We start from the raw sequence: 22,276 nt of genomic DNA, 5'->3' as shown, positions 1-22,276 counted from the left end.
GAGGCAGTTCGTGAACGGGATCGCCGCGTCGCAGCCGTATGTGATCGCTACCTTCCTCCTCTGGGCAGGTCTGCTGAAGCTGCTCAGCCGGCGGATGCGGGCACAGGCCGGGCGCACGGCCCTGGCCCGGCTCACCGGCCCGGCGCGCGCGGTCCCCGCGCTGCGGCTGGTCGGTCTGGTCGAGCTGGCGGTGGCGGCCGGGCTGCTGGTGCCGTCCGCCCACCCGTGGAACGCGGGGGCGGCGGCGCTGCTCTCGGCCGGGTTCCTCGCCTACCTCGGGTACGCGCACGTCGCCGCGCCGACCGCGTCCTGCGGCTGCCTCGGTACGCACTCGCGCCCCGTGGACGTGCGCTCCTTCGCCCGCGCCGCGCTGCTGCTGCTCGCCGCCGTGCTCGCGGCGCTCGCGCCCGAGGGCACGCTTCCCGCAGCCGTCGTCGCCGTGGTCGTCGTCGTGGAGGTGCTGGCGCTCCTCGCGCTGTCGTCGGAGCTCGACGGCTACTGGCTCACGCCGCTGCGCCGCCGCCTGGTCCGCCTGGTGGCCGCGCCGCCCCCGGACGGGGTGCCGCTTGAGGCGTCCCTGCACCTGCTGCGCCGCAGCCCCGCGTTCTGCTCGGCGTCCGCCCAGCTCACCTCGGACGTCCAGGAGACGTGGGACGAGGACGGCATCCGCTTCGTGGTGTACGGGGCCCGCGACCGCACGGCCGTCTTCGCCATCCCGCTGGGCGTCGACGACCCCCGCCAGGTCAAGGTGGCTCTGGTCTGATCCGGTGGCGCCGCCGCACACAGCCTGCGATACTCGAAAACCTGATCGAGGATTGGAGGGCCGGCGTGGCCGAGGTGCTGCTGTTCCATCACGCGCACGGACTGACGGAGGGCGTACGCGAGTTCGCCGCCACACTGCGGGCGGCGGGTCACACCGTCCACACGCCCGACCTGTACGAAGGGCAGGTCTTCGACGCGCTGCAGGACGGCGTGGCGTACGCGCAGAAGGCGGGCTTCGGCACGATCGTCGAGCGTGGCAGGACCGCCGCGCTCGACCTGCCTGCCGAGCTGGTCTACGTGGGGTTCTCGCTGGGGGTGCTGCCGGCCCAGAGCCTCGCGCAGACGCGCGCGGGCGCGAAGGGCGCGGTGCTGATCGACGCGTGCGTGCCCGTCACGGAGTTCGGCGACGCGTGGCCGCAGGGGGTGCCGGTGCAGGTGCACGGGATGGAGGCCGACGAGATCTTCGCCGGTGAGGGCGACCTCGACGCGGCGCGGGCCCTTGTGGGGTCGGCCGCACACGCGGAGCTGTTCCTCTATCCCGGCGACCGGCACAACTTCGCCGACCCGGGTCTGCCTTCTTACGATCGGGCCGCCGCCGGGCTGCTCACCGAGCGGGTGCTCGATTTCCTCGGCGAAATCAGGTAGCGCGGGCGGCCGCCCGGTTGCTGGCGATGAGCTCGTGGTGCCTGACGACCTCGGCGATGATGAAATTCAGAAAACGCTCGGCGAAAACGGGATCGAGCTTCGACTGCTCGGCCAGGGCGCGCAGGCGGCGGATCTGCGCGGCCTCCCGCTCGGGGTCCGCCGGGGAAGCTCGTACTCCGCCTTGAGGCGGCCGACCTCCTGCGTACACTTGAACCGCTCGGCCAGCAGGTGGACGAGGGCGGCGTCGAGGTTGTCGATGCTGTCGCGGAGCCGCTGCAGCTCCTTGCGTACGTACGCTTCCTGATCAGGACGATTTTCCGAGGCTTTTTCCACAAATATCCCCTTTCATCCTTGGAAGGGGAAATCCTACCCACCGCCGGCTGACAAGCGGCGTGGCTCGCTGAGGGAGAGATTCCCACCCACCGCCCCCGTACGGCAACGCCGCCACACACGAACGTGCCGACCGGACGCGCAACCTCTTCCGCAGAGCCGGACGCGAGGGCAGGACGCGGGACCACCAGCCAGACGCGCAACCCCTCCCCAGAGCCGGACGCGAGGGCAGGACGCGGGACCCCAGCCAGACGCGCACCCCCTCCCCAGGGGCCGAGGCGGAACCCCCTCCCGGCCGGACGCGAACTCCCTCGGCCGGACGTCCGAACCCCTCCCCCGCCGGACCGCGGCGGGGGCGCAAGGCGGGCGGGCGGCGGGGGTCAGTGGCGGCGGGTGGCGTAGTGCTGGTGGATCAGGGTGGCGGCGCAGGCGAGGGCGGCCAGGCCGAAGCCGACGCCCACGTACACCGGCAGGGTCGACACCGACGTGACCACGTTGGCGACCGCGAAGACCGCGAGCAGCGCCCACAGCAGGGGGCGGCTGACACGGTGGCGGGCGGCGGGACGGATCTCGGTGGTGTGCTGGGTCATGGCGTAACTCCTTTGCCGTTGCGGTGCTCGACTCGCTGACACCGAAAACGCTACGAATCACCCCGGTGCCCCATCGATCCCGTCAACGCGACAACCCGCGTACAGGCTGCTGTACTCGCCGGCCACCCCCTGAGGGCACCACACAGCCCGTGAGCTGGTGAAACAGGCGCCCTGCCGCTCTGCCACCGGTCCCCGCACGACGCACACCCGCGAACCGGCGAGGCGCACGCCCCGGTCACTCACGCGCCCCGTGACCACGCCGGCACGCTCACAATCCGACGATCGGACGAGTGGTACAGCCTGCTGTACTCTTCCGGCCCGCCCCTGACGTCGGTGCCTGCTCGTGACCTACATTCAGGTGGCGAGGAGGTGCGGATGACAGGTCACGACATGGCGGACGGGCGAAGGCGTGCCCGTGCGCGGGGCCTGTCCGCCCGCGCCAGGACGACGCTCGACGGGATCGAGCACCTCGTCGGCGGCATCGGGACCGGCGCGCTGGCGCTGCTGGCGCTGGTCGGCCTCATCCTCGTGGGGGTCGCCTGCCTGGTGGGCGTGGGCCTGCCGCTGCTGCCGACGGCGCTGCGCGCGTTGCGCGCGGTGGCCGACAGGGAGCGGGCGCGGCTGTCCCGCTGGGGCCCGGACGAGCTGATCAGCCCGGATCCGGTGCCCGACGGGTGGCGGGAGGCCATCGCGCGGCCCGCGAGCCGCAGAGAGCTGGCCTGGGTGGTGCCGCACGCGACGATCGGCCTGCTCATCGGCTTCATGGGGCTGACGCTGCCGTTCAGCGCGGTACGCGACCTGCTCTACCCGCTCTACTGGCGGCTGCTGCCGCCGGGCGAGACGGTCGGGGCCGGGCTGTTCATCTGGGACGGCGACACCGTCGGCAGCGCGTTCGCGGTGAGCGCGCTCAGCCTGTTCTGGCTGGCGCTGACCTTGATCCTGGTGCCGCCGATGGCGAGGCTTCAGGCGTGGCCGGGGCGGAAGCTGCTGTCCGCCGACCCCACCACCGACCTGGCGCTGCGCGTCGCCCAGCTCACCGCCACGCGGGCGGCCGCGCTCGACGCGCACGCCGCCGAGCTGCGCAGGATCGAGCGTTCGCTGCACGACGGCACGCAGAACCGCATCGTGGCCGTCACCATGCTGCTGGGCGCGGCCCGGCGGGCGCTGGAACGCGATCCGGCCACCGCGGACGCCGTGCTCGAAAGCGCGCAGAACGCGGCCGAGCAGGCGCTGGCGGAGCTGCGCGGCGTCGTACGGAGCATCCTGCCGCCGGTGCTGGCCGACCGCAGCCTGCCGGACGCGCTGACCGGCCTGGCCGCGGGCAGCCCCGTGCCGTGCCAGATCGACGCCGACGTGCCGGGACGGTGTCCCGCCTCCGTCGAGGCCACCGCCTACTTCGTGGTGGCCGAGGCACTGACCAACATCGCCAAGCACAGCCAGGCGACGCGGGCCCGGGTCACGGTCCGGCGTACCGACTCCTGGCTGCGCATCGAGATCACCGACGACGGGCGCGGCGGCGCGGCCGAGTCCGGAGGGTCCGGGCTGAGCGGCATCCGCCGCAGGACCGAGGCGCACGACGGCACGTTCGAGCTGACCAGCCCCGTCGGCGGACCGACCACCATGATTGTGAGCCTTCCATGCGGATTGTGATCGCCGAGGACGACCCGTTGCTGCGCGAGGGTCTCGCGCTGCTGCTGCGCGCCGAAGGGCTCGACGTGGTCGCCACCGCTTCGGAGCCGGACGGCTTCCTGAAGGCGATCGACGAGTACGAGCCGGACGTGGCCATCGTGGACGTGCGCATGCCGCCCACCCACACCGACGAGGGCATCAGGGCCGCGGTCGAGGCCAGGCACCGGCTGCCCGGTCTTGCGGTGCTGGTGCTGTCGGCGTACGTGGAGCAGGCGTTCGCCACCGAGCTGCTGTCGCACGGCAGCGCCAGGCTGGGCTACCTGCTGAAGGAGCGGGTGGGCCGGGTGCAGGAGTTCCTGACGGCGCTGCACCGGGTGGCCGAGGGCGGCACCGCCATCGACCCCGAGGTGGTCGCGCAGCTCCTCACCCGCACCAGGCCGGACAACCGGCTCGACCGGCTCAGCCCGCGCGAGCGCGACGTGCTGGCGCTGATGGCGGAGGGGCTCGGGAACGCGGCGATCGCCGAGCGGCTGGTCGTCACCGACGGCGCGGTGCACAAGCACATCCGCAACATCTTCGCCAAGCTCGACCTCGCGCCCACCGACAGGACCGACCGGCGGGTGGCCGCCGTCCTGCAGTATCTGGAGAGCGGCCACCGGCGCGCGTGACGCGCGAGGGCGCTATGAGCCCAGGTCGCGGACGATGTTGTCGAGGCGGTGCGCCAGCTCGTCGAGCTCCCGGTCCGACGGTGTGCCGCCGGCGAACCTGGCCATGAGCTCGTCGCGGCTGGCGATCACCAGGCCCTTGTGCGCGTCGTCGATCTCCGAGGCGGGCAGGACCTCGCAGCCCCCGCGGATGAACACCAGCGTGGCGTCCGGGTGCCGGGAGTCCAGCAGCCGGCGCACGCATTCCCTGTCGATCAGTGACGTCGCGGACATCGCACCACTCCTCCGATCAGGCCCTCCCAGCAGGCCGTTTACCCGGTGAGAAGCGGTGAAACCCGGCGCGGGGTCAGCCGAAGGTGGGCGGGCCGCCGTTCTGGCGGGCTCTGCGCACCCCGAACAGCACCAGGTAGACGGCGGCGGCCAGGGCCACCAGCGCGGGCGGCACGGCCAGCGGCGCGTTGCCCGCGAGCACGGCGAGCACGGCCAGCACCACGCCGCCGAGCACCAGCAGGGCGGCCGCGAGCAGGCACAGGCTGACCGCGTTGGACGGCGCGGGCCTGCGCGCCCAGTTCCCGTGTCCGGCCCCGTGCACGTGCGGCACGCCGGTGTCGCTGGCGTCCTCGCCGGGCGGCGGCTCTCTCAGCACGGGGGCGAAGAACTCGTCATCCTCACGTCGTTCGGGCATCGTGCCTCACCTCGCGCGATCGGTCACGTTGCGAAGAACGCTCCTCCGCGCCCCCTGCCCCGTGGCCGCCCCGTCTACCAAAGCCCGCTTACCAGAGCCCGCCTACCAAGAGCCCGCCTGTCAAGAGCCCGCCTACTGAGGCCCGCCGACCAAGAGCCCGCCTGTCAAGAGCGCGCCGACCAAGAGAACGGGCGCCGGCCGCGAAGACCGGCGCCCGTCTCACGGACCTTGACTCAGCGGACTCCCCTGTGCACGCACAGGAGCTGGTCGCGGGTGGCGTTCCTGTCGCGGTAGGCGATGACGGCGGGGCCCTCGCCGCTGAAGTGGCCGGGCAGCCGCTCGTCGGCGCTCCATGAGGCGCCGTTGAAGCTGCTCCACCACAGGCTCTGGTCGGCGGTGCCGCGGTGCACGCAGAAGAGGCGGTCCTTATAGACGGTCAGCGTGGGCCCCTCGGCCGCGTGGTGACCGGGCAGCCGCTGGTCGGGGCTCCAGGTAGAGCCGTCCCAGCGCGTCCACCACAGCGCGGTGTCGTCGCCCGCGCCGCGGTGCACGCAGTAGAGGTGGCCGCGGTAGACGGCCAGCGCCGGGTTCGCGCCGGTGGCGTGGGCGGGCAGCCGCTCGTCGGGGCTCCACTGCGAGCCGTCCCAGCGGGTCCACCACAGCGCCGCGTCGTCCCCCGCACCCCGGTGCACGCAGTAAAGCCGCCCGTCCCACGCCGCCAGCGCCGGGGCGGTCTCGCTGAAGTGCCGGGGCAGCCGCTCGTCGGGAGTCCACTGCGAGCCGTCCCAGCGCGTCCACCACAGCGCCGCGTCGTCCCCCGCACCCCGGTGCACGCAGTAAAGCCGCCCGTCCCACGCCGCCAGCGCGGGCGCGGCCTGGCTGAGGTGCTGCGGGAAGCGCTGGTCGTCGCTCCAGCCCTCCTCGGCGTCGTAGACCGCCCACCACAGGCTCTGGTCGCCGTCGCGGCCCCGGTGCGCCAGGAACAGCCGGTCCTGGAACTGGCCGAGCGCCGGGCCGGTCACGCTGAAGTGGTCGATGAACCGCTGGTCCGCGCTCCACCCCTCGTCGGGCTCGTGGACCGCCCAGTACAGGCCGGCGCCGCCCGCGGGCCTGCCGTCCTGCCTGGCGGGGACGAGCATGCCGGGCGCGGTCCACGGCGAGACCAGCTTGACCCCGTACGGCCTGGCGATGGAGGCGATCCAGCCGGCCTTGCTCCGTACGGCGCGCTCGATGAGCGGAGCCAGCCAGGAGCCCACGACGGTCGCCGCGGCCTGCCCGATGAGCTGCGGGATGTCGGCGGCGAGCAGCGCGGCCGACTCGTTGAGGTGGATCTCGAAGCCCCACCAGCGGGAGATCGGCCAGACGTCGGCGCCCATCGTGCGCAGCTCGCGCTGGATGTCGCGCATGCGCTGCTGGTCCTGGGCGGCGAGGTCGGCGATCTGGCGTTCGCTCTCGCGCCTGGCCTCGACCGCCTCGCGGGCCGGCGCGTCCTCCAGCAGCTCGGCCTCGACGGCCGCGTCCACGGCGGCGGAGGCCGCGGGGTCGTCCTGGGCGTGCAGCAGGGCGGCCTCGCCGCCGAGCACGCCGTCTTCCGCGTCGATCGTCGCCTTGCCGGCCCGGGTCTCGTCAGTCATATCCAGCCCCCTGGAGTGATAGGTGCGAACTGCGCCATCGTAACCAGGAGTAGCGTTTTGATTACTCTATGACGGTCTTGATCCCGGTAAACTCGCCGCAACCCCGGGCGCTCACCCCGTTGTCCCCACGGATCGGCGTCCATGGGGACAACCGGCGACCGGCTACCTCAGGTGCCCCAAAGCCATGCGGAGCGCGCCCGCCGGGTCGCCGTCGCGCCAGGCCACGTGCTGGTCGGGGCGCACCAGCGCCAGCGGCTCCCCGGGCAGGTGCACCTCCTCCAGGGGCACGCCCATCTCGCGCGCCTGGTCGATCAGCGAGGCGGCCTGCGGCGAGCCGAGGTCGCCGACCAGGCTGAAGCCGCGGCCGAGCCGGTCGTACAGCGACTCGCCGGGCGCGAGCCAGCGGTGCGGCAGGCGCTCGCCGGTGCCGGGCGCGACGATCGGCGAGCCGGTGTAGGTGTAGCCGAGCACCAGGTCGAGGCTGTGGAACTCGCTGTCCTTGGTACGGAAGATCGCCTCGGCGACGGCCGGGCGCACCCGCGCGAACTCCTCATCGCTGCCCATCAGCGCCGGGTCGGCGAGCTCGGGGGCGAGCGTCGCCATGTTCGCCGCGGCGGCCTCGATGGTGTCGGCCGCGATGGGCCTGCGCTCGCTCTCGTACGTCTGCAGCAACGCCGGCGGCGCCCACCCGCGCAGTACGGCGGCCAGCTTCCAGCCGATGTTGACCGCGTCGCCGACCCCGGTGTTGAAGCCGTGGCCGCCGTAGGGCGGGTTCTGGTGCGCGGCGTCGCCGGCCAGGAAGACGCGCTCGCCCGCGTACCTGTCGGCCAGCAGCATCCGCGCCGTCCACGGGTCGGTGGCGAGGATCTCCACGTCGATGTCGGCGCCGGCGAGGTTGCGCACCAGCCGTACGGGGTCGGCGTCCTCGGCGCGCACCCCCTGGGCGATGCACCACCAGGTGTCCTTGAGGTCGAGGCGGCCGACGATGCCGGGCTGTGCCGGGTTGAGCACCCAGTAGTGGACGGCGGGACCGTGCGGCACCCGGTCGGCGAGGTCGGGGGCGCGGAAGGTGATGTTGAAGTTGGGGCGGGCGTCCTGGCGGCCCTCGTAGCGGGCGCCGATGGCGTCCCTGGTGACGCTGCGGGAGCCGTCGCAGCCCACGACGTACTGGGCGCGGACCTCGCGCTCGGCGCCCCCGGCGTCGGCGATGCGCACGGTCACGCCGTCCGCGTCCTCCTCCAGGCCGGTCACCTTCCAGCCGGTGAGCAGCGCGTCGCCGACGGCCTCGCGCAGCACCTCCTCCACCAGCGGCTGCGGCACCTGCTGGCCCGGCTCGGCGGCCAGGTCGGAGCCGACGAGGTCGAGGCCGAAACAGCGGTCGATTCGCGCGATCTCCCGGCCGAGCAGGCTGCTCACGAACACCGCCTCGTCCGACCAGGACACCGCGAGCGGCGCACGCGCGCGTAAGGTGTCCGCCAGACCCCATCTGCGCAGGATCTCCATCGAGCGGGCCGAGGTGGTCTTCGCCCGCGGGCGCAGCCAGGACACCGTCTCGCGCGGCTCGACCACCAGGCATTCGATGCCGTGATAGGCCAGCTCGACCGCGGTCGACAGGCCGACGGGCCCGCCTCCGGCCACCAGCACGGGCACAGAGCCGGGAACTTGCCGTACCAAATCCATGGGCCGTCCTCTTCATCATGATGAGCGGGGGCATGTTTCCTGCGCCGCCGAGCGCGCGTCAACCCGCCGGCCGCCCTGCAGCCGCGATGCGGCCGAGGTTTTGGTACGACCCCGCAACGATTGATGATCGCTTCTAGTGAAGCGATCACCGGGATCAGTACGGTGCTGTGCAAGTAACGGAACCATCTCAGGGGATTGCATGAGCGAAACCTCGGCGATGCCGCTGCACATGCGGCGGGTGGCGTTCGATCCCGCGCCGGAGCTGGCGGCGCTCAGGGACAAGGAAGGTATCAAGAAGATCACGACCGCGTTCGGTTCTGAGGCGTGGCTCGTGACCAGGCACGCGGACGTCCGCGAAGTGCTGGGCGACGCGGAGACGTTCAAGGTGGCGCCGCAGACGATCGCCCGCCTGCCCGGAGCGCCGCCGATGACCGAGGAGCAGCTCGCCAAGGTCCGCGCGGGCAACCTGCTCGGCGTGGACCCGCCCGAGCACACGCGGCTGCGCAGGATGCTGACGCCCGAGTTCACCATCCGCCGCATGCAGCGGCTCGAACCCCGGATCAAGCGCATCGTCGACGAGCACCTCGACGCGATCGAGGCCGCCGGCTCCCCCGCCGACCTCGTGCCGGCGTTCGCGTTACCGATCCCGTCGCTGGTGATCTGCGAGCTGCTCGGCGTCCCGTACGCGGACCGCGACGAGTTCCAGCAGCGGACGAACCGGATGCTCGACATGACCGTGCCGGGCGAGGAGCGCATGAGGCTCCAGTTCGAGCAGCGCGCCTACATGGAGAGCCTGGTCGCGCGCATCCAGGCCGACCCGGGCGAGGAGCTGCTCGGCATGCTCGTCCGCGAGCACGGCGACGACCTGACCACCGACGAGCTGATCGGCATCGGCGGTCTGCTGCTGTTCGCCGGGCACGAGACCACCTCCAACATGCTCTCACTCGGCACGCTCGCGCTGCTGCGCCACCCCGAGCAGCTCGAGCTGCTGCGCCGCGAGCCCGAGCGCATCGACGCGACGGTGGAGGAGCTGCTGCGCTACCTCAGCATCGTCAACTCCGGCACCACGAAGGTCGCCACCAGGGACACCGAGGTGGGCGGGCAGCGGATCGCGGAGGGCGACCTGGTGCTGTGCTCACTGCCCACCGCCAACAGGGACCCGTCGTTCCTGCCCGACGCCGACACCTTCGACCTGCGCCGCGGCGCTCCCGGCCACCTCGCGTTCGGGCACGGCGTGCACCACTGCCTGGGCGCCCCGCTGGCCCGCATGGAGCTGCGCATCGCCTTCCCCGCCCTGCTCGACCGCTTCCCGGGGCTGCGCCTGACGGACAACGAGCCGCAGTTCCGCACGTTCAGCATCGTCTACGGCCTCGCCTCCCTGGAGGTGGCCTGGTAGCGGGCGGGTCTACGCTGTTCGCATGCGCGTTGTGGTGATCGGCGGTTCTGGGCACATCGGTACGTACCTCATCCCGCGTCTGGTGAGTGCCGGGCACGAGGTGATCAACGTGAGCAGGGGCACGCGCGAGCCCTACACCCCGCACGGCGCGTGGCGGAAGGTGACCACGGTCACCGCCGACAGGAAGGTGGACGAGGCCGATCACACGTTCGGGCGGCGCATCGCGAAGCTGGAGCCCGACGTCGTCATCGACCTGATCTGCTTCACCGAGAGCAGCGCGGCGCTGCTGGCCGACGCGCTGGCCGGCAAGGTGCGGCACTTCCTGCACTGCGGCACGATCTGGGTGCACGGGCCGAGCGCCCAAGTGCCGACGACGGAGGACGCCAAGCGCACGCCCTTCGGCGAGTACGGCGTGCGCAAGGCGGCCATCGAGGCGATGCTGCTGGAGCGGGCGCAGCGCGACGGCTTCCCGGCCACGATCATCCATCCCGGCCACATCACCGGGCCGGGATGGGTGCCGGTCAACCCGGCGGGCAACGTCAACCCGGAGGTGTTCCAGAAGCTGGCCGAGGGCTCGGAGCTGGCGCTGCCGAATCTGGGCCTGGAGACCGTCCAGCACGTGCACGCCGACGACGTGGCCAGGCTGTTCGTGGACGCCATCAACAACCGGGCGGCGGCGATCGGCGAGAGCTTCCATTCGGTGTCCACCACCGCCCTGACGCTGCGCGGCTACGCCGAGGCGGTGGCGGGCTGGTTCGGCAAGGAGGCGCGGCTGTCGTTCCTGCCGTGGGAGCAGTGGCGCAAGACGGTCTCGGAGGAGGACGCCACGCTGACGTACGACCACATCGCCCACAGCCCCCACTGCAGCATGGCCAAGGCCGAGCGGCTGCTCGGCCACCGTCCCCGCTACACCTCGCTGGAGGCGATCGCCGAGGCGGTCGATTGGCTGGTGCGCGCGGGGACGATCAAGCCGTAACGACGATCAAGCCGTAAGTGACGCTCAGCCGGTCAGCGGGCCGAACTCGGCGCGGGTGTCGATCACGTCGCCGAACAGCTCCCACCGCTCGCCCTTGAACCGCATGAGCTGCATCGACTCGATGGGGAACCCGTCGTCGGGCCCGGTGTCCATCGTGACGCCGGGCAGCAGCATGTCGACCTTGACGCCCTTGAGGTTGCGCACGGAGTCGCGCAGCCCCTCGCGGGTGGGGCAGGCGGCGGCCTCCATCGCCTTGTGGAAGCTGGCCGCCACGGCCCAGCCGAACGTGTGGTACGGCACGTTCACGTCGGCTTCGGGCGCGTACTGCTTCATCTTCTCCTTGTAGAGCCGCATCTCGGGGTCGTCGGCCCAGGTGGGGTCGTTGGGGTCCTTGTAGTAGGCGGACGACACGACGCCCTGCACGTTGTCGAAGCCGACCGGCTTGAGCACGGTGATCGAGGCGGCGACGTTGTTGACGATGTGCAGCGGGTTCCACTTGGTGTTCTTGGCGTCGGCGGCCAGCGCCTGCGAGCCGAACTTGGGCGTGGTGACGTTGAGGAACACATCGGCCTTCGACTCGGCCAGGTTGCGCATCTGCGGGTCCACGCTGGGGTCGGTCACCTCGTAGCTCTGCTCGGCGACGACCTGCACCTGCGTGCCCTCGATGGCCCGCTTGAACCCGCCGAGCAGGTCCTTGCCGAAGTCGTCGTTCTGGTAGAGCACGGCGACCTTGGCCTGCGGCTTCTCCCTCTTCAGGTACGCGGCGTAGACGCGGGCCTCGGAGATGTAGTTGGGCTGCCAGCCGATCGTCCACGGGTGGGCGGTGTCGGTGCCCCACTGGGAGGCGCCGGTGGCGACGAAGATCTGCGGGACCTTGCGCTGGTTGGCGTAGTCCCAGGTGGCCGCGGTCGAGGGGGTGCCGAGGGTCTGGAACAGGGCGAACACCTGCTCCTGCTCGACCAGCCTGCGGGCCTCCTCCACGGCCTTGGGCGGCTGGTAGCCGTCGTCGCGGACGATGAACTCGACCTTGCGCCCGTTGATGCCGTTCTTCTCGGCGTTGATGTAGTCGAAGTACGCCTTGATGCCCTTGGGGATGTCGCCGTAGGCGGAGGCGGGGCCGGACAGCGGGTAGATGCCGCCCAGCTTGATGCTGGTGTCGGTGATGCCGGTGGTCTGCTGCCCCTGGCACTGGCCGGTGGCCGCCGTGCCGGTGGTGCCGCCGCCGCTGTCACGCCCCCCGCAGGCGGCGACGGCGAGCAGGAGCAGCGCCGCACCGCCGATCGCAGATACTCGTCGCATCCCTCTTACTCCTTCCGGGGAATCTTCTGAAGCAGCCGCCCGGCCAGACCCGCGAGCCCCGTCGGGGCCACGTACATGACGGCGATGATCAGCAGGCCGAAGATGACGCCGGGCGCGGCGTCGTTGACGTCCTGCGAGATGCTCGGCACGAACATCACGAACAGCCCGCCGAGCACGGGTCCTGGCAGCGAGCCGAGTCCCCCGACGACCAGGCCGGCCAGCAGGGTGATCGACAGGTTCACGGTGAACGAGTCGGGCGAGACGAAGCCGATCACCCAGGTGTAGACGCATCCGGCGGCCCCGGCGTACATGGCGCTCCAGGCGAAGGCGAGCGTCTTGTACGACGACAGCCGCACCCCCATCACCTCGGCCGCCGTCTCGTTGTCGCGGATGGCGTGCAGCGCCCCGCCGACCCGCGAGCGCAGCAGCCCCGCGGCCACCAGGAAGGCGACGGCGGCGAAGGCGAGCGTGATGAAGTACAGCCACTGGTCCTCGGCCAGACCGCTCCAGGCGGGCGGCGCCGGCTTGGCCAGCGTCAAGCCCATGGAGCCGCCGGTCAGCTCCTCGAAGCGCTTGAGCAGCGGGACCAGGAAGATCGCGATGGCGAGCGTGACGAGCGCGAGGTACAGGCCGCGCAGCCGCATCGCCGGCACGCCGAGCGCGAGGCCGAGCACGAACGCCACGGCCGCGGCGGCGGGCAGGGTCAGCGGGTACGGCAGGTCGTACCGGTCGAGCAGGATGGCCCCCGTGTACGCGCCGACCGCGAAGAACGCGCCGTGCCCGAGCGAGATCTGCCCGGCGTGCCCGACGAGCAGGTTGAGCCCGAGCAGCGCCACGCTGTAGATCAGCACCATCGTGAGCTGGAAGACGTGGAAAGGCGCGAGCTGGAAGGGCGCGTAGACGGCGGCGGCCAGCAGCAGCGCCAGGGTGGCCCACCGCCAGCGCGGGTCGGATGCGCGCCGCACCTGCACGGGCGCCCGCGTGGCCTTTTCCGCATGTTTCACGTGGATCATGCGCGTTCCACCACCGCTCGCCCGAACAGGCCCTGGGGCCGCAGCAGCAGGACGCCGAGGATGATCACCAGCGGCACCCCCACCTTGAGATCGGATCCGATGACGCCGATGTACGCTCCGGCGAGCGTCTCCGCGACGCCCACGATCAGCCCCCCGGCCACCGCGCCGAGCGGGCTGTCGAACCCGCCGAGCGTGGCCGCGGCGAACGCGTAGATGAGGACGCCGCCCATCATGTTCGGCTCCAGGAACAGCAGCGGCGCGACCAGCACCCCGGACACCGCGCCGACGGTGGCGGCCAGGCCCCAGCCGAGCGCGAGCGTCCAGCCGACCCTGATGCCGACGAGCCGCGCCGATGCCGGGTTGGCCGCCACCGCGCGCATGCCGAGCCCGATCTTGGTGTGCCGGAAGAGCAGGTAGAGCAGGCCCATGACCAGCGCCACCACGCCGAGCACGCCCAGGGTGGAGAAGGAGACGCTGATCCCGGCCGCCTCCAGTGCGCCGCCGGGGAACGGGTTGGGGAAGTCCTTGATGAGGAACGTCCAGATCCACCCGGCCGCCGCGTTGACGAAGATGAACAGCCCGACGGTGACGATGACGATGGTCAGCTCGGGCGCGCCCTCGACCGGCCTGATGATGATCCGCTCGATGAGCATGCCGCCCGCGAACGACACCACCAGCGTCAGCGGCAGCGCGACCCAGAACGGCAGCCCGGCCGCCATGCACTGCCAGGCGATGTAGGTGGAGAACATGGCCAGCTCGCCCTGGGCGAAGTTCACGATGCCGGTGAACTGGTAGATCAGCACCAGGGCCAGCGCCAGGCTGGCGTAGATGGCGCCCGCGCCGAGCCCCTCGACGATCTGCTGCAGGAATCCGGCCATCGCCTACACCCGGTATCCGAGGTAGGACTGTGCGACCTGCTCGTCGGCCCGGATCTCCGCGGCCGTGCCGGACAGCACGATCCGCCCGGTCTCCAGGACGTGGGCCTGCTGGGCTATGCCGAGAGCGAGGTGGGCGTTCTGCTCGACGACGACCACGGTGGTCTGCTCCTCTGCGTTGATGGCCTGCACGATGCGGAACAGCTCCCGGGTGACCAGCGGGGCCAGGCCGAGCGACGGCTCGTCCAGCAGCAGCACCTTGGGGCGCAGCATGAGCGCCCTGCCGATGGCCAGCATCTGCTGCTCGCCCCCGCTCAGGCTGCCCGCGGCCTGCTTGAGCCGGGTCTTCAGCACCGGGAAGTAGGTGTAGATGCGGTCGAGGTCGCGCGCCACGGCGGCGCGGTCGCGGCGGACGAACGCGCCGAGCCGCAGGTTCTCCTCGACGGTCAGCGGCATGAACGTGCCGCGTCCCTCGGGCACGTGGGCGACGCCGAGCCTGGCCACGGCGTCGGGCGGCCGCCCGGTCAGGTCGGTGCCGCCGAGCGTGATCGTGCCACGGGCCTTGACCATTCCCGACAGGGCTCTGAGCAGGGTGGTCTTGCCGGCGCCGTTGGGCCCGAGAATCGCGCAGACCTCGCCCTGCCGTACGGTGAAGCGCACGCCGTGCAGCACCTGTGCGTCGCCGTAACCGGCGACCAGGCCGTCCACCACGAGATCGCTCATGCGCCCGCCTCCTCGCCGGCGGTCCCCAGGTAGGCCTCGATGACGGCGGGATCGCGCTGCACCTGCTCCGGCGGCCCTTCGGCGATCTTGCGGCCGAAGTCGAGGCAGACGATGCGGTCACAGGTGCCCATGACGAAGCCCATGTGGTGCTCGACCACGATCACCGTCAGGTCGTACTCGTCGCGGATCGCGCCGAGCGTGCCGGCGAACTCCTCCACCTCGGCCGCGTTGAGGCCGTTGACCGGCTCGTCGAGCAGCAGCAGCCGGGGCCTGCCGATGAGCGCGCGGGCCAGCTCGACCCGCTTCAGCGTGCCGAACGGCAGCCCGGTCGCCGGGTGCCCGGCCACGCCGGCGAGGTCCAGCCGCTCCAGCACCGCGTCGGCGTCGGCGCGCAGCTCCCGCTCCTCGCGGCGCACGCCGGGCAGCCGGAGCCCGGCGGACAGGAAGCCGGCGCGGGCCCGGTGGTGCGCGCCGACCAGCACGTTGTCGCGGACCGACAGGCGCGGGAACAGGCCGAGGTTCTGAAACGTGCGCGCGATGCCGAGCCCGGCGATGGCGTGCGGGGGCAGCGTGGTCAGGTCGGTGCCCTCGTACGTGACGCTGCCCGCGTCGGGGTCGTACCGCCGGGTCAGGCAGTTGAACAGGGTGGTCTTGCCGGCGCCGTTCGGCCCGATGAGCCCCACCATCTCCCCGCCCGCGACGCCGAACCCCACCCCGTCCAGCGCGGTGATGCCGCCGAAGCGAACGGTAAGATCGTGTACCTCCAGCATCCGGCCTCCTGGAGAACAATGTTCTGAAGTTGGCCTCAGCGTAGGAGCCGCTCGTCGCGAGCCGCATTGGGCACGGTGACCCAAGATGTTTCGGGCGAGTTGTCTTCTGAGCACAGCGAGGGTCTCATCACGGTTACGACCCGTTGACCGCCCGCCGCAGGCCATGGATCATCCCGGCATGTCCACCGGTTCGCACACCGTGGAAGCCGCCGTACGCGCGGAACGCACACGCATACTCTCCGAGCTGCTCGACGACCTGCCCCACCTCGCCGACATCGCCGTGGCGACGATGCGCGCGGAGATCCCCGCCTACGATGCCCAGGGCCCGGACTTTCACGCCGACGTTCGCGACCAGGTGGTCAGGCACTATCGCGCCAAGCTGGGCGTGCTGCTGGAGGACCGCACGGTCACGCTGGACGACATCTCCTTCACCAGGCGGGCGGCGATGCGCCGGGCCAGGGCGGGAGTGGCGCTGGCCGACTACATCAACGCGTTCAGGGTGGGCCAGCAGGTCTTCTGGGAAGCCGTGGTCGAGCGGGCGGGCACCGCGTTCGCCGGGCGGGAGGCGGCGCTGACGCTGGCGGGCCCCTTGATGCGCTACTGCGACTTCGCGAGCACGCACGCGGCCAACGCGTACATGGAGTTCCAGCAGTACGCGGCGGCCGAGGCGGTGCGCGAGAGCCGCGACCTGCTGGAGACGCTGCTCGCCGGCTCGGTGCCGACGCGCGGCAGGGAGCTGGCCGCCGCGCAGGCGCACGGCCTGGCCCCCGACGCGCGCACGCCGCTGCTCGTGGTGATCGCGGTGCTGGCCGGTCCTCCCTCCGTGACGAGCGGGCCCGACCAGGGGGCCGACGCCCGGCACGCCGCCTGCGCGGCGATCGCGCGTACCGGCGGCAACGGCACCCGCACGCTGTCGGTGGTGCGCCAGTCGGAGATCGTCGCGATCCCCGTGCTCGGCCCCGGAGCGGACGCCGAGGAGCTGTGCGACCGCCTGCAGAGCGTGCGCGACAGCCTGGCCGCCGAGGGCATCAGGCTGGCCATGGGCATCAGCACGGTCGTCACCGGCACCGAACGGATCCCGCAGGCGTACCAGGAGGCTCGGGCGGTGCTGGACTTCGTGGGTGAGGAGGGAGGGGTGGCGGCGCTGCCCAGGATCACCGCGTTCCAGTACCTCGCGCTGAAGGCCGACGACACCGCGCGCCACCTCGTGGACCGCCGCATCACCGCGCTGCTTGCGGAGGACCGGGCGCGCGGCGGCGTGCTCACGGCCACGATCAGGGCGTTCGCCGGGGCCGACCTCAACCTGCGGGCCGCCGCCGAACGGCTGCAGATCCACCCCAACACCGCCCAGTACCGGCTGCGCCGCATCCAGGAGCGCACCGGGCGGAGCCTGCGCTCGATCAACGATCTTTTGGAGCTGCTGGTCGCGATCGCGCTGCACGATGCGCTGCCCACCAATGCCGGGCGGGAAAGACTGGGCACCGTGACCAATGAGGGGCGTGGGAGAGCGGACGTACGGTCGATCCATGAACCTCGCTGACCGGCTCCACACCGCCGCCGACCGGCTCGGCGGGCGGGCGGTTCTCACGCTGGACGAGGCGGAGCTGACGTACGGGGCGCTGGAGGAGCTGAGCGCCCGCCTCGCGGGCCTGCTGCGGTGCCGCGGTATCGGCCCCGGCGACCGGGTCGCGATCATGCTGCCGAACGTGCCGGAGTTCGGCGTCGTCTACTACGGGGTGCTGCGGACCGGCGCGGTGGTGGTGCCGCTCGATCCGCTGCTGAAGCGGCGGGAGATCGCCGCGTACCTGGGGGACTGCGGGGCCCGGCTGCTCATCGCCTGGCACGCCTTCGCCGAGACGGCAGAGGCGGGCTCTGCGGGCACGAAGGCCGACTGCTTCTTCGTGGTGCCCGGCGAGTTCCGCAGGCTGCTGCGCCGCGTCACCCCCGAGCGCGAGATCGCCCCCACGGGTGCGCACGACACGGCCGTCATCCACTACACCTCGGGCACGACCGGCCGGCCCAAGGGCATCGAGCTGACCCACGGCAACCTGGGCGGCAACGCCGCCACCGTGGCCCGCATGCACGCGCTCGGCGTGGACGACGTGGTGCTCGGCGCGCTGCCGCTCTACCACACCTTCGGCCAGACCTGCTCGCTCAACGCCACCGTGCACGCCGGCGCCCGGCTGACGCTGCTCCCCCGCTTCGACCCTGGCCGGGCCCTTGAGGTGATCAGGCGCGACGGGGTGACGGTGTTCCAGGGCGTGCCCACCATGTTCATCGCGCTGCTCGACCATCCCGGCGCCTCCGACATGTCCATGCTGCGGGTCTGCGCGTCCGGCGGCGCTGCGCTGCCGCTCGACGTGCTGCGCGCGTACGAGACCCGCTTCGGCTGCGAGATCATCGAGGGGTACGGGCTCAGCGAGACCTCCCCCGTCGCCGCGACCAACCGCGGCGGCCGGCACCGCAGGCCCGGCTCGATCGGCTGGCCCATCAGGGACGTCGAGATGAAGGTCGTCGACGAGGAGGGCCGCGAGGTGCCGCGCGGCGAGATCGGCGAGATCGTCGTACGCGGCCCCAACGTGATGAAGGGCTACTGGAACGACCCCGCCGCCACCGCCGAGGCCATCCGCGACGGCTGGTTCCACACCGGCGACCTCGGCAGGGTGGACGACGACGGCTACTTCTTCCTGGTGGACCGCCGCCGCGACGTGATCATCCGCGGCGGCTACACGGTCTACCCGCGCGAGATCGAGGAGGTGCTCTACGAGCACCCGGCCGTGCGCCAGGCCGCCGTGGTCGGGGTGCCGCACGCGGAGCTCGGCGAGGAGATCGCGGCCGTGGTGGCGCTGCGCGCCCCGGTGAGCGACCACGAGCTGCGCGACTTCGTCCGCGAGCGGGTGGCGGCCTACAAGTATCCGCGCCGCCTGACGTTCGTGGACGAGCTGCCGATGAGCCCCACCGGCAAGATACTCAAACGCGCCCTGGTCCCCTGAGCTCGTTGACGCAGCGCAGCACCGGGTACGACGTGAGCGCCGCCGCGTCCAGCTCGGCCTCCGTGGCCACGTGGAAGGTGACGCTCTCGCCCGGCAGCAGCGTGACGAGCTGCTCGTCCACGCTCGCCGCCGGGTCGAGCCGGTCGGGGAAGAGCGCCAGCTCGCGCACGACCGTGGCGGCCGTGACGGTGACCGCGTATCCGCCGGGCTCGCGGTCCACGGTGGCGGTGAACTCGGCCGGCGGGTAGCCCATGGCCGGGTCCTCGGCCGCGGGGAACAGCGCCCGGTGCCCGTCCAGCTCGGCGGTCAGCAGCGCGGCCGCCTGGCCCTGCGGCGGGGCGACGCGCAGGGTGGCGCGGGCCGGCACCGTGACCTGCTCGCTCTGCGCGGCCAGCGCCCGGCCCGAAAGGTCGCGCAGGGCCAGGGTGAGCGTGCCCTCCCAGGCGGCGTCGGTGTCGTTGACCAGCACCACCTCGTCGCCGAGCCGGGTGATCAGGCGGTCGGCGAAGGCGCGGCGCAGCGCGTACCACAGGGGTTTCCTGCGGCCCGCGCCGTCCACGGCCGCCCAGGAGGTCACCGGCCAGCAGTCGTTGAGCTGCCAGACGATCGTGCCCATGCAGTACGGCATCAGCGCGCGGAACCGCTCGACGCCGAACGCCATCGCGCGGGCCTGGTTGAGCTGCGTGTAGTAGTGCCAGTCGTCGAACGTCTCGGGGCGCGGCAGGTGCTCGCCCAGCCCGGCGATCAGCTTCTCCTGCCCGCCCGGGGCCTTCTGGTGCGAGGAGCCGGGGGTCAGCGGCTCGTCGGATGAGGCGGCGCGCAGCGTGGCGTACGTCGGCGGCCCCTGGTAGCCGAACTCGGCGACGAAGCGCGGCGTGTAGTCGGCGTAATGGACGTAGTCCTGGCCGCCGCCCCAGACCGTCCAGATGTGCACGGTGCCGGTGGAGGGGTCGCGTACGTCCCGGTCGGGACTGCCCGAATACGGGCTGCCCGGCCAGTACGGCCTGGTGGGGTCCAGCTCCGACACCACCGACGGCAGCACGTCGTAGTAGAACCCGGCGCCCCAGCTCTTGTCGCCGAGCCGGCCGCGCCAGTCCCAGTGCTGATGTCCCTCGATGTTCTCGTTGTTGCCGCACCACAGCACCAGGCTCGGATGCGCGGACAGCCTGGCGACGTTCTCGCGCGCCTCGGCCTCGACCTCGGAGCGGAACGGCTCCTCCTCCGGGTAGGCCGAGCAGGCGAACGGGAAGTCCTGCCACACCAGCAGGCCGAGCCGGTCGGCCAGGCCGTAGAAGGCGTCGGACTCGTAGACGCCACCGCCCCACACCCGCAGCGTGTTGGCACCGGCGGCGACCGCCTGCGCGAAGCGCTCGGCCAGCCGCTCCGGGGTGACGCGGGCGGGGAAGCAGTCGTCGGGGATCCAGTTGAAGCCGCGGACGAACACCGGCCGGCCGTTCACGATCAGCCGGAACGCGTCGGTGTCCAGCTCGACCGTGCGAAAGCCGATCTCGCGCCGCCACTGGTCGGAGCCGGCGCGCACGGTCAGCGGGTAGAGCGGCTGCGCGCCGTGGCCATGCGGCCACCACCGCTCGGCGTGCGGCACGTCCAGGCGCAGCACGGCCTCGCTGCGGCCCTGCCCCAGCTTGGCCTCCACGCTCACGCCGGCCACCTCGGCGGTGACGGTGACGGGGGCCTCGCCGGTACGCTCGACGCGTACGTGGACGTCCACGCCGTCGCCGCGCACCAGCGGCCGCACCTCGGCCAGCCGGGCGCCCGACCAGGAGTGCAGCCCGATGGGCCGCCAGATGCCACTGGTCACCAGCGTGGGGCCCCAGTCCCAGCCGAAGTTGCAGGCCATCTTCCTGATGAACGCGTACGGCTCGTCGTAGGCGGCCGGCCGGTCACCGAGCCTTTCCCGCTGCTCCTCGGCGTAGGCGTAGGGGGCGCGGAAGCGCACTTCGAGCGTGTTGCGGCCCTCCTGAAGCAGGTCGCGGGCGGCGAAGCGGTAGGTGCGGTGCATGTTGGCGGTGCGGCCCAGCTCGTGGCCGTTGAGCAGCACGGTGGCCACGGTGTCGAGCCCTTCGCAGACGAGGTCGGTCCGCTCCGAGCCGTCGTCGTGCCAGTCGAAGGCGGTCTCGTAGATCCAGTCCGTACGCCCGATCCAGGTCAGCCGCCGCTCGTTGTCGTCGCGGTAGGGGTCGTCGATGAGGCCGGCGGCGAGCAGGTCGGTGTGGACGCTGCCCGGCACAGCGGCCGGAACGCCCGCCAGGTCACGCCTGTCGTCGCCGCCTGCGCGGAGGGTCCAGCCGTCGTGCAGCGCACGGAACACGTGTTTCTCCCATACCGCTCTCACTAAACCGAGTAAGCCCACGCGACTCTACGTGGGAGCCATAGGGCCGTCAACGGCTGGCATAGCGAGATTAACCGGTTCCCTCAAGAGCGCACGGGAGGCGCTGTCCGTCGTGGGCGAGGCGCCCAGCGGGCGCAGGTCCGTCGGCGTCGCAGTGCGCTCTCACGCGCTCAGGCGGGCTGCTCGCCCGCCGTGCTCTCGCGGACGATCCAACCGGCTTCCGCTACCTGACCGCCGTCCACCTCACCGGCAACCAGTGCGCCGTACGCTACGGCATCAGCACGCTCCCCAGCCCGGCCCGCCAGATCACCGGGCCCGGCGGCAAGTGCCTGGACGCCGGCGCGCAGGGCACCGCCGACCACACCAAGGTGCAGCTCAGGGAGCGCGACGGCCTGTACCCGCAGAAGTGGTCATGACCCCGTGACCTCGCCGGGCCCTGTCCTATGGGCGGGGCCCGTTCGGTCTGGGGTCACCTGAAGGGGCGGGCCATCTGGTCGAGGGTCTCGCTGACGACCTCGCGCAACGTACGGGCCTCGTCCTCTTCGGTCCACTGATGGGACGCCAGCCGCAACGCCACCAGGAACGCCGCCGCCAGCACCCGCGGCGGCACGTCGGCCTTCCTGTCGGCGACGGCCTCGACGAGATCCCGCTCGAGCCCCGCGTGGTTGGCGAGCTGCCGGGCCAGCAGCGACGGATGCCTCTTGGCGAGCCGGGTGCGCACCGCCCACTCGCGATGCGGCTCGCCCAGCTCGTCCTGCAGCTCGTCGGCCGAGACGCGCAGCGCCTCCCAGGCGCTCAGCTCGGGCGGCTGCGCGCGCACCCGCTCGACCAGCGCTCTTATCCGCTGCTCCTCGCCGTAGAGCAGCGCGTCCTCCTTGCTGGAGAAGTAGTTGGAGAACGTGCGCCGCGAGATGTTGGCGGCGTCGGCGATGGACTCGACGGTGACCGCGTCGAGGCCGTGCTCGACCACCAGCCGCAGCGCCGCCTCGTGCACGGCCTGGCGAGTCTCGGCCTTCTTGCGTTCGCGCAGCCCGGGCGTGGCGTCCATAGTGTGGTCAGCCTACCGGGGGGCGTGCGAGCCCCGGCTGCGGACAGGGCTCGCACAAGATCATTCTGCCCCAAAAGGATCTTGGAACGCACACCGCCCCCTCCGGCGCGGACCCAGACCCAGGGGTGCGGGACGCACGACCCCGCCCCCGCGACCTCCAAGATCCGAGGCCCCGGGAGCGAAGAGCGGGCCCTCGGCGGCAAAAGCTGAGGA

20 protein-coding genes and 1 pseudogene are annotated in these 22,276 nt (G+C 72.0%); 8 read left to right on the top strand and 13 right to left on the bottom strand.

Translation table 11 applies throughout. The features are described from left to right. Positions 1 to 10 precede the first annotated feature (10 nt). Together WBK31_RS37895 and WBK31_RS37890 are read left to right on the top strand one after the other, a co-directional pair. A complete protein-coding gene (locus WBK31_RS37895; RefSeq protein WP_364063664.1) occupies positions 11 to 763 on the top strand; it encodes a MauE/DoxX family redox-associated membrane protein in 753 nt (250 codons plus the stop codon). Positions 764 to 828: 65 nt separating this feature from the next. Next, positions 829 to 1,407, top strand: coding sequence for a dienelactone hydrolase family protein (locus WBK31_RS37890; RefSeq protein WP_364063667.1), 579 nt, complete (start codon positions 829 to 831; stop codon positions 1,405 to 1,407). Here the strand turns inward: WBK31_RS37890 and WBK31_RS37885 are convergent. Together WBK31_RS37885 and WBK31_RS37880 are read right to left on the bottom strand one after the other, a co-directional pair. After that, positions 1,400 to 1,740: pseudogene (locus WBK31_RS37885) on the bottom strand (chorismate mutase). The gene WBK31_RS37890 and the pseudogene WBK31_RS37885 overlap by 8 nt on opposite strands. 377 nt (positions 1,741 to 2,117) lie before the next feature. Further along, positions 2,118 to 2,327 carry a hypothetical protein gene (locus WBK31_RS37880; protein WP_364063672.1) on the bottom strand — a complete coding sequence of 70 codons (210 nt, stop codon included), beginning with the start codon at positions 2,325 to 2,327 and terminating at the stop codon, positions 2,118 to 2,120. Between the two features lie 375 nt (positions 2,328 to 2,702). Here WBK31_RS37880 and WBK31_RS37875 point away from each other — a divergent pair, with 375 nt between their 5' ends. After that, on the top strand, positions 2,703 to 3,977 hold the full coding sequence (locus tag WBK31_RS37875; protein ID WP_406673961.1) for a sensor histidine kinase: 1,275 nt from the start codon (positions 2,703 to 2,705) through the stop codon (positions 3,975 to 3,977). Beyond that, positions 3,965 to 4,624, top strand: a complete 660-nt coding sequence (locus WBK31_RS37870) for a response regulator (RefSeq protein ID WP_378785653.1) — start codon at positions 3,965 to 3,967, stop codon at positions 4,622 to 4,624. Before WBK31_RS37875 ends, WBK31_RS37870 begins: the two co-directional genes overlap by 13 nt. A 12-nt stretch (positions 4,625 to 4,636) precedes the next feature. Here the strand turns inward: WBK31_RS37870 and WBK31_RS37865 are convergent, their stop codons facing one another. From WBK31_RS37865 to WBK31_RS37850, 4 genes are all read right to left on the bottom strand, one after another. Beyond that, positions 4,637 to 4,894, bottom strand: coding sequence for a hypothetical protein (locus WBK31_RS37865; RefSeq protein ID WP_364063680.1), 258 nt, complete (start codon positions 4,892 to 4,894; stop codon positions 4,637 to 4,639). Between the two features lie 73 nt (positions 4,895 to 4,967). Continuing rightward, positions 4,968 to 5,306 (bottom strand): hypothetical protein, encoded by a 339-nt coding sequence (locus WBK31_RS37860; protein ID WP_364063683.1) that lies wholly within the window; start codon positions 5,304 to 5,306, stop codon positions 4,968 to 4,970. A gap of 233 nt (positions 5,307 to 5,539) precedes the next feature. Beyond that, entirely contained in the window at positions 5,540 to 6,940 is a 1,401-nt protein-coding gene (locus tag WBK31_RS37855; RefSeq protein WP_406673960.1) for a hypothetical protein, read from the bottom strand. A 162-nt stretch (positions 6,941 to 7,102) separates the two neighbouring features. After that, the gene (locus tag WBK31_RS37850) at positions 7,103 to 8,620 is read right to left on the bottom strand and encodes an FAD-dependent monooxygenase (protein WP_406673959.1); all 1,518 of its coding nucleotides are present in this window, start codon (positions 8,618 to 8,620) and stop codon (positions 7,103 to 7,105) included. Between the two features lie 199 nt (positions 8,621 to 8,819). Between WBK31_RS37850 and WBK31_RS37845 the strand changes: the two genes are divergently transcribed. Both WBK31_RS37845 and WBK31_RS37840 read left to right on the top strand, forming a co-directional pair. After that, a complete protein-coding gene (locus WBK31_RS37845; protein WP_406673958.1) occupies positions 8,820 to 10,016 on the top strand; it encodes a cytochrome P450 in 1,197 nt (398 codons plus the stop codon). 22 nt (positions 10,017 to 10,038) lie between these two features. Beyond that, complete coding sequence (locus WBK31_RS37840) at positions 10,039 to 10,992, top strand: NAD(P)-dependent oxidoreductase (RefSeq protein ID WP_364063694.1); 954 nt, start codon at positions 10,039 to 10,041, stop codon at positions 10,990 to 10,992. A gap of 24 nt (positions 10,993 to 11,016) precedes the next feature. Here WBK31_RS37840 and WBK31_RS37835 read toward each other — a convergent pair whose 3' ends face one another. Genes WBK31_RS37835 through WBK31_RS37815 form a run of 5 tightly spaced genes read right to left on the bottom strand, consistent with a single transcriptional unit; the run spans position 11,017 to position 15,672 of the window. After that, the gene (locus WBK31_RS37835) at positions 11,017 to 12,291 is read right to left on the bottom strand and encodes an ABC transporter substrate-binding protein (protein ID WP_364063697.1); all 1,275 of its coding nucleotides are present in this window, start codon (positions 12,289 to 12,291) and stop codon (positions 11,017 to 11,019) included. Between the two features lie 5 nt (positions 12,292 to 12,296). Continuing rightward, complete coding sequence (locus WBK31_RS37830; RefSeq protein WP_406673957.1) at positions 12,297 to 13,304, bottom strand: branched-chain amino acid ABC transporter permease; 1,008 nt, start codon at positions 13,302 to 13,304, stop codon at positions 12,297 to 12,299. Continuing rightward, entirely contained in the window at positions 13,301 to 14,182 is an 882-nt protein-coding gene (locus WBK31_RS37825; protein ID WP_364063702.1) for a branched-chain amino acid ABC transporter permease, read from the bottom strand. Before WBK31_RS37825 ends, WBK31_RS37830 begins: the two co-directional genes overlap by 4 nt. A 3-nt stretch (positions 14,183 to 14,185) precedes the next feature. Further along, on the bottom strand, positions 14,186 to 14,902 hold the full coding sequence (locus WBK31_RS37820; protein ID WP_364063705.1) for an ABC transporter ATP-binding protein: 717 nt from the start codon (positions 14,900 to 14,902) through the stop codon (positions 14,186 to 14,188). Next, positions 14,899 to 15,672, bottom strand: coding sequence for an ABC transporter ATP-binding protein (locus WBK31_RS37815; RefSeq protein ID WP_364063708.1), 774 nt, complete (start codon positions 15,670 to 15,672; stop codon positions 14,899 to 14,901). The genes WBK31_RS37820 and WBK31_RS37815 overlap by 4 nt, the downstream gene beginning before the upstream one ends. A gap of 178 nt (positions 15,673 to 15,850) precedes the next feature. Here WBK31_RS37815 and WBK31_RS37810 point away from each other — a divergent pair, with 178 nt between their 5' ends. Both WBK31_RS37810 and WBK31_RS37805 read left to right on the top strand, forming a co-directional pair. Further along, on the top strand, positions 15,851 to 17,212 hold the full coding sequence (locus WBK31_RS37810) for a PucR family transcriptional regulator (protein WP_378785661.1): 1,362 nt from the start codon (positions 15,851 to 15,853) through the stop codon (positions 17,210 to 17,212). Further along, positions 17,199 to 18,665: a long-chain-fatty-acid--CoA ligase gene (locus WBK31_RS37805; RefSeq protein ID WP_406673956.1), complete on the top strand. Its 1,467-nt coding sequence runs from the start codon at positions 17,199 to 17,201 to the stop codon at positions 18,663 to 18,665. The genes WBK31_RS37810 and WBK31_RS37805 overlap by 14 nt, the downstream gene beginning before the upstream one ends. On the opposite strand, the gene WBK31_RS37800 is transcribed toward WBK31_RS37805, so the two are convergent. Both WBK31_RS37800 and WBK31_RS37795 read right to left on the bottom strand, forming a co-directional pair. Then, positions 18,643 to 20,994, bottom strand: a complete 2,352-nt coding sequence (locus tag WBK31_RS37800) for a glycosyl hydrolase 2 galactose-binding domain-containing protein (RefSeq protein ID WP_364063716.1) — start codon at positions 20,992 to 20,994, stop codon at positions 18,643 to 18,645. The two genes, WBK31_RS37805 and WBK31_RS37800, sit on opposite strands and share 23 nt — an antisense overlap. Before the next feature lie 490 nt (positions 20,995 to 21,484). Then, on the bottom strand, positions 21,485 to 22,063 hold the full coding sequence (locus WBK31_RS37795; RefSeq protein WP_364063719.1) for a TetR/AcrR family transcriptional regulator: 579 nt from the start codon (positions 22,061 to 22,063) through the stop codon (positions 21,485 to 21,487). Positions 22,064 to 22,276 lie beyond the last annotated feature (213 nt).

The organism is Nonomuraea sp. N2-4H, from assembly GCF_045291505.1.
GTDB classification, from domain to species: domain Bacteria; phylum Actinomycetota; class Actinomycetes; order Streptosporangiales; family Streptosporangiaceae; genus Nonomuraea; species Nonomuraea fastidiosa.
The sequence above is the reverse complement of the archived record's forward strand: the minus strand, read 5'-3'. Positions and strand labels throughout refer to the sequence as shown.

Bases quoted from the DNA above. Each gene is read 5' to 3' on its own strand.
- WBK31_RS37880 (WP_364063672.1), bottom strand. From the start codon at position 2,327: ATGACCCAGCACACCACCGAGATCCGTCCCGCCGCCCGCCACCGTGTC.
- WBK31_RS37875 (WP_406673961.1), top strand. From the start codon at position 2,703: ATGACAGGTCACGACATGGCGGACGGGCGAAGGCGTGCCCGTGCGCGG.
- WBK31_RS37870 (WP_378785653.1), top strand. From the start codon at position 3,965: ATGCGGATTGTGATCGCCGAGGACGACCCGTTGCTGCGCGAGGGTCTC.
- WBK31_RS37865 (WP_364063680.1), bottom strand. From the start codon at position 4,894: ATGTCCGCGACGTCACTGATCGACAGGGAATGCGTGCGCCGGCTGCTG.
- WBK31_RS37860 (WP_364063683.1), bottom strand. From the start codon at position 5,306: ATGCCCGAACGACGTGAGGATGACGAGTTCTTCGCCCCCGTGCTGAGA.
- WBK31_RS37855 (WP_406673960.1), bottom strand. From the start codon at position 6,940: ATGACTGACGAGACCCGGGCCGGCAAGGCGACGATCGACGCGGAAGAC.
- WBK31_RS37850 (WP_406673959.1), bottom strand. From the start codon at position 8,620: ATGGATTTGGTACGGCAAGTTCCCGGCTCTGTGCCCGTGCTGGTGGCC.
- WBK31_RS37845 (WP_406673958.1), top strand. From the start codon at position 8,820: ATGAGCGAAACCTCGGCGATGCCGCTGCACATGCGGCGGGTGGCGTTC.
- WBK31_RS37840 (WP_364063694.1), top strand. From the start codon at position 10,039: ATGCGCGTTGTGGTGATCGGCGGTTCTGGGCACATCGGTACGTACCTC.
- WBK31_RS37835 (WP_364063697.1), bottom strand. From the start codon at position 12,291: ATGCGACGAGTATCTGCGATCGGCGGTGCGGCGCTGCTCCTGCTCGCC.
- WBK31_RS37830 (WP_406673957.1), bottom strand. From the start codon at position 13,304: ATGATCCACGTGAAACATGCGGAAAAGGCCACGCGGGCGCCCGTGCAG.
- WBK31_RS37825 (WP_364063702.1), bottom strand. From the start codon at position 14,182: ATGGCCGGATTCCTGCAGCAGATCGTCGAGGGGCTCGGCGCGGGCGCC.
- WBK31_RS37820 (WP_364063705.1), bottom strand. From the start codon at position 14,902: ATGAGCGATCTCGTGGTGGACGGCCTGGTCGCCGGTTACGGCGACGCA.
- WBK31_RS37815 (WP_364063708.1), bottom strand. From the start codon at position 15,672: ATGCTGGAGGTACACGATCTTACCGTTCGCTTCGGCGGCATCACCGCG.
- WBK31_RS37810 (WP_378785661.1), top strand. From the start codon at position 15,851: ATGTCCACCGGTTCGCACACCGTGGAAGCCGCCGTACGCGCGGAACGC.
- WBK31_RS37805 (WP_406673956.1), top strand. From the start codon at position 17,199: ATGAACCTCGCTGACCGGCTCCACACCGCCGCCGACCGGCTCGGCGGG.
- WBK31_RS37795 (WP_364063719.1), bottom strand. From the start codon at position 22,063: ATGGACGCCACGCCCGGGCTGCGCGAACGCAAGAAGGCCGAGACTCGC.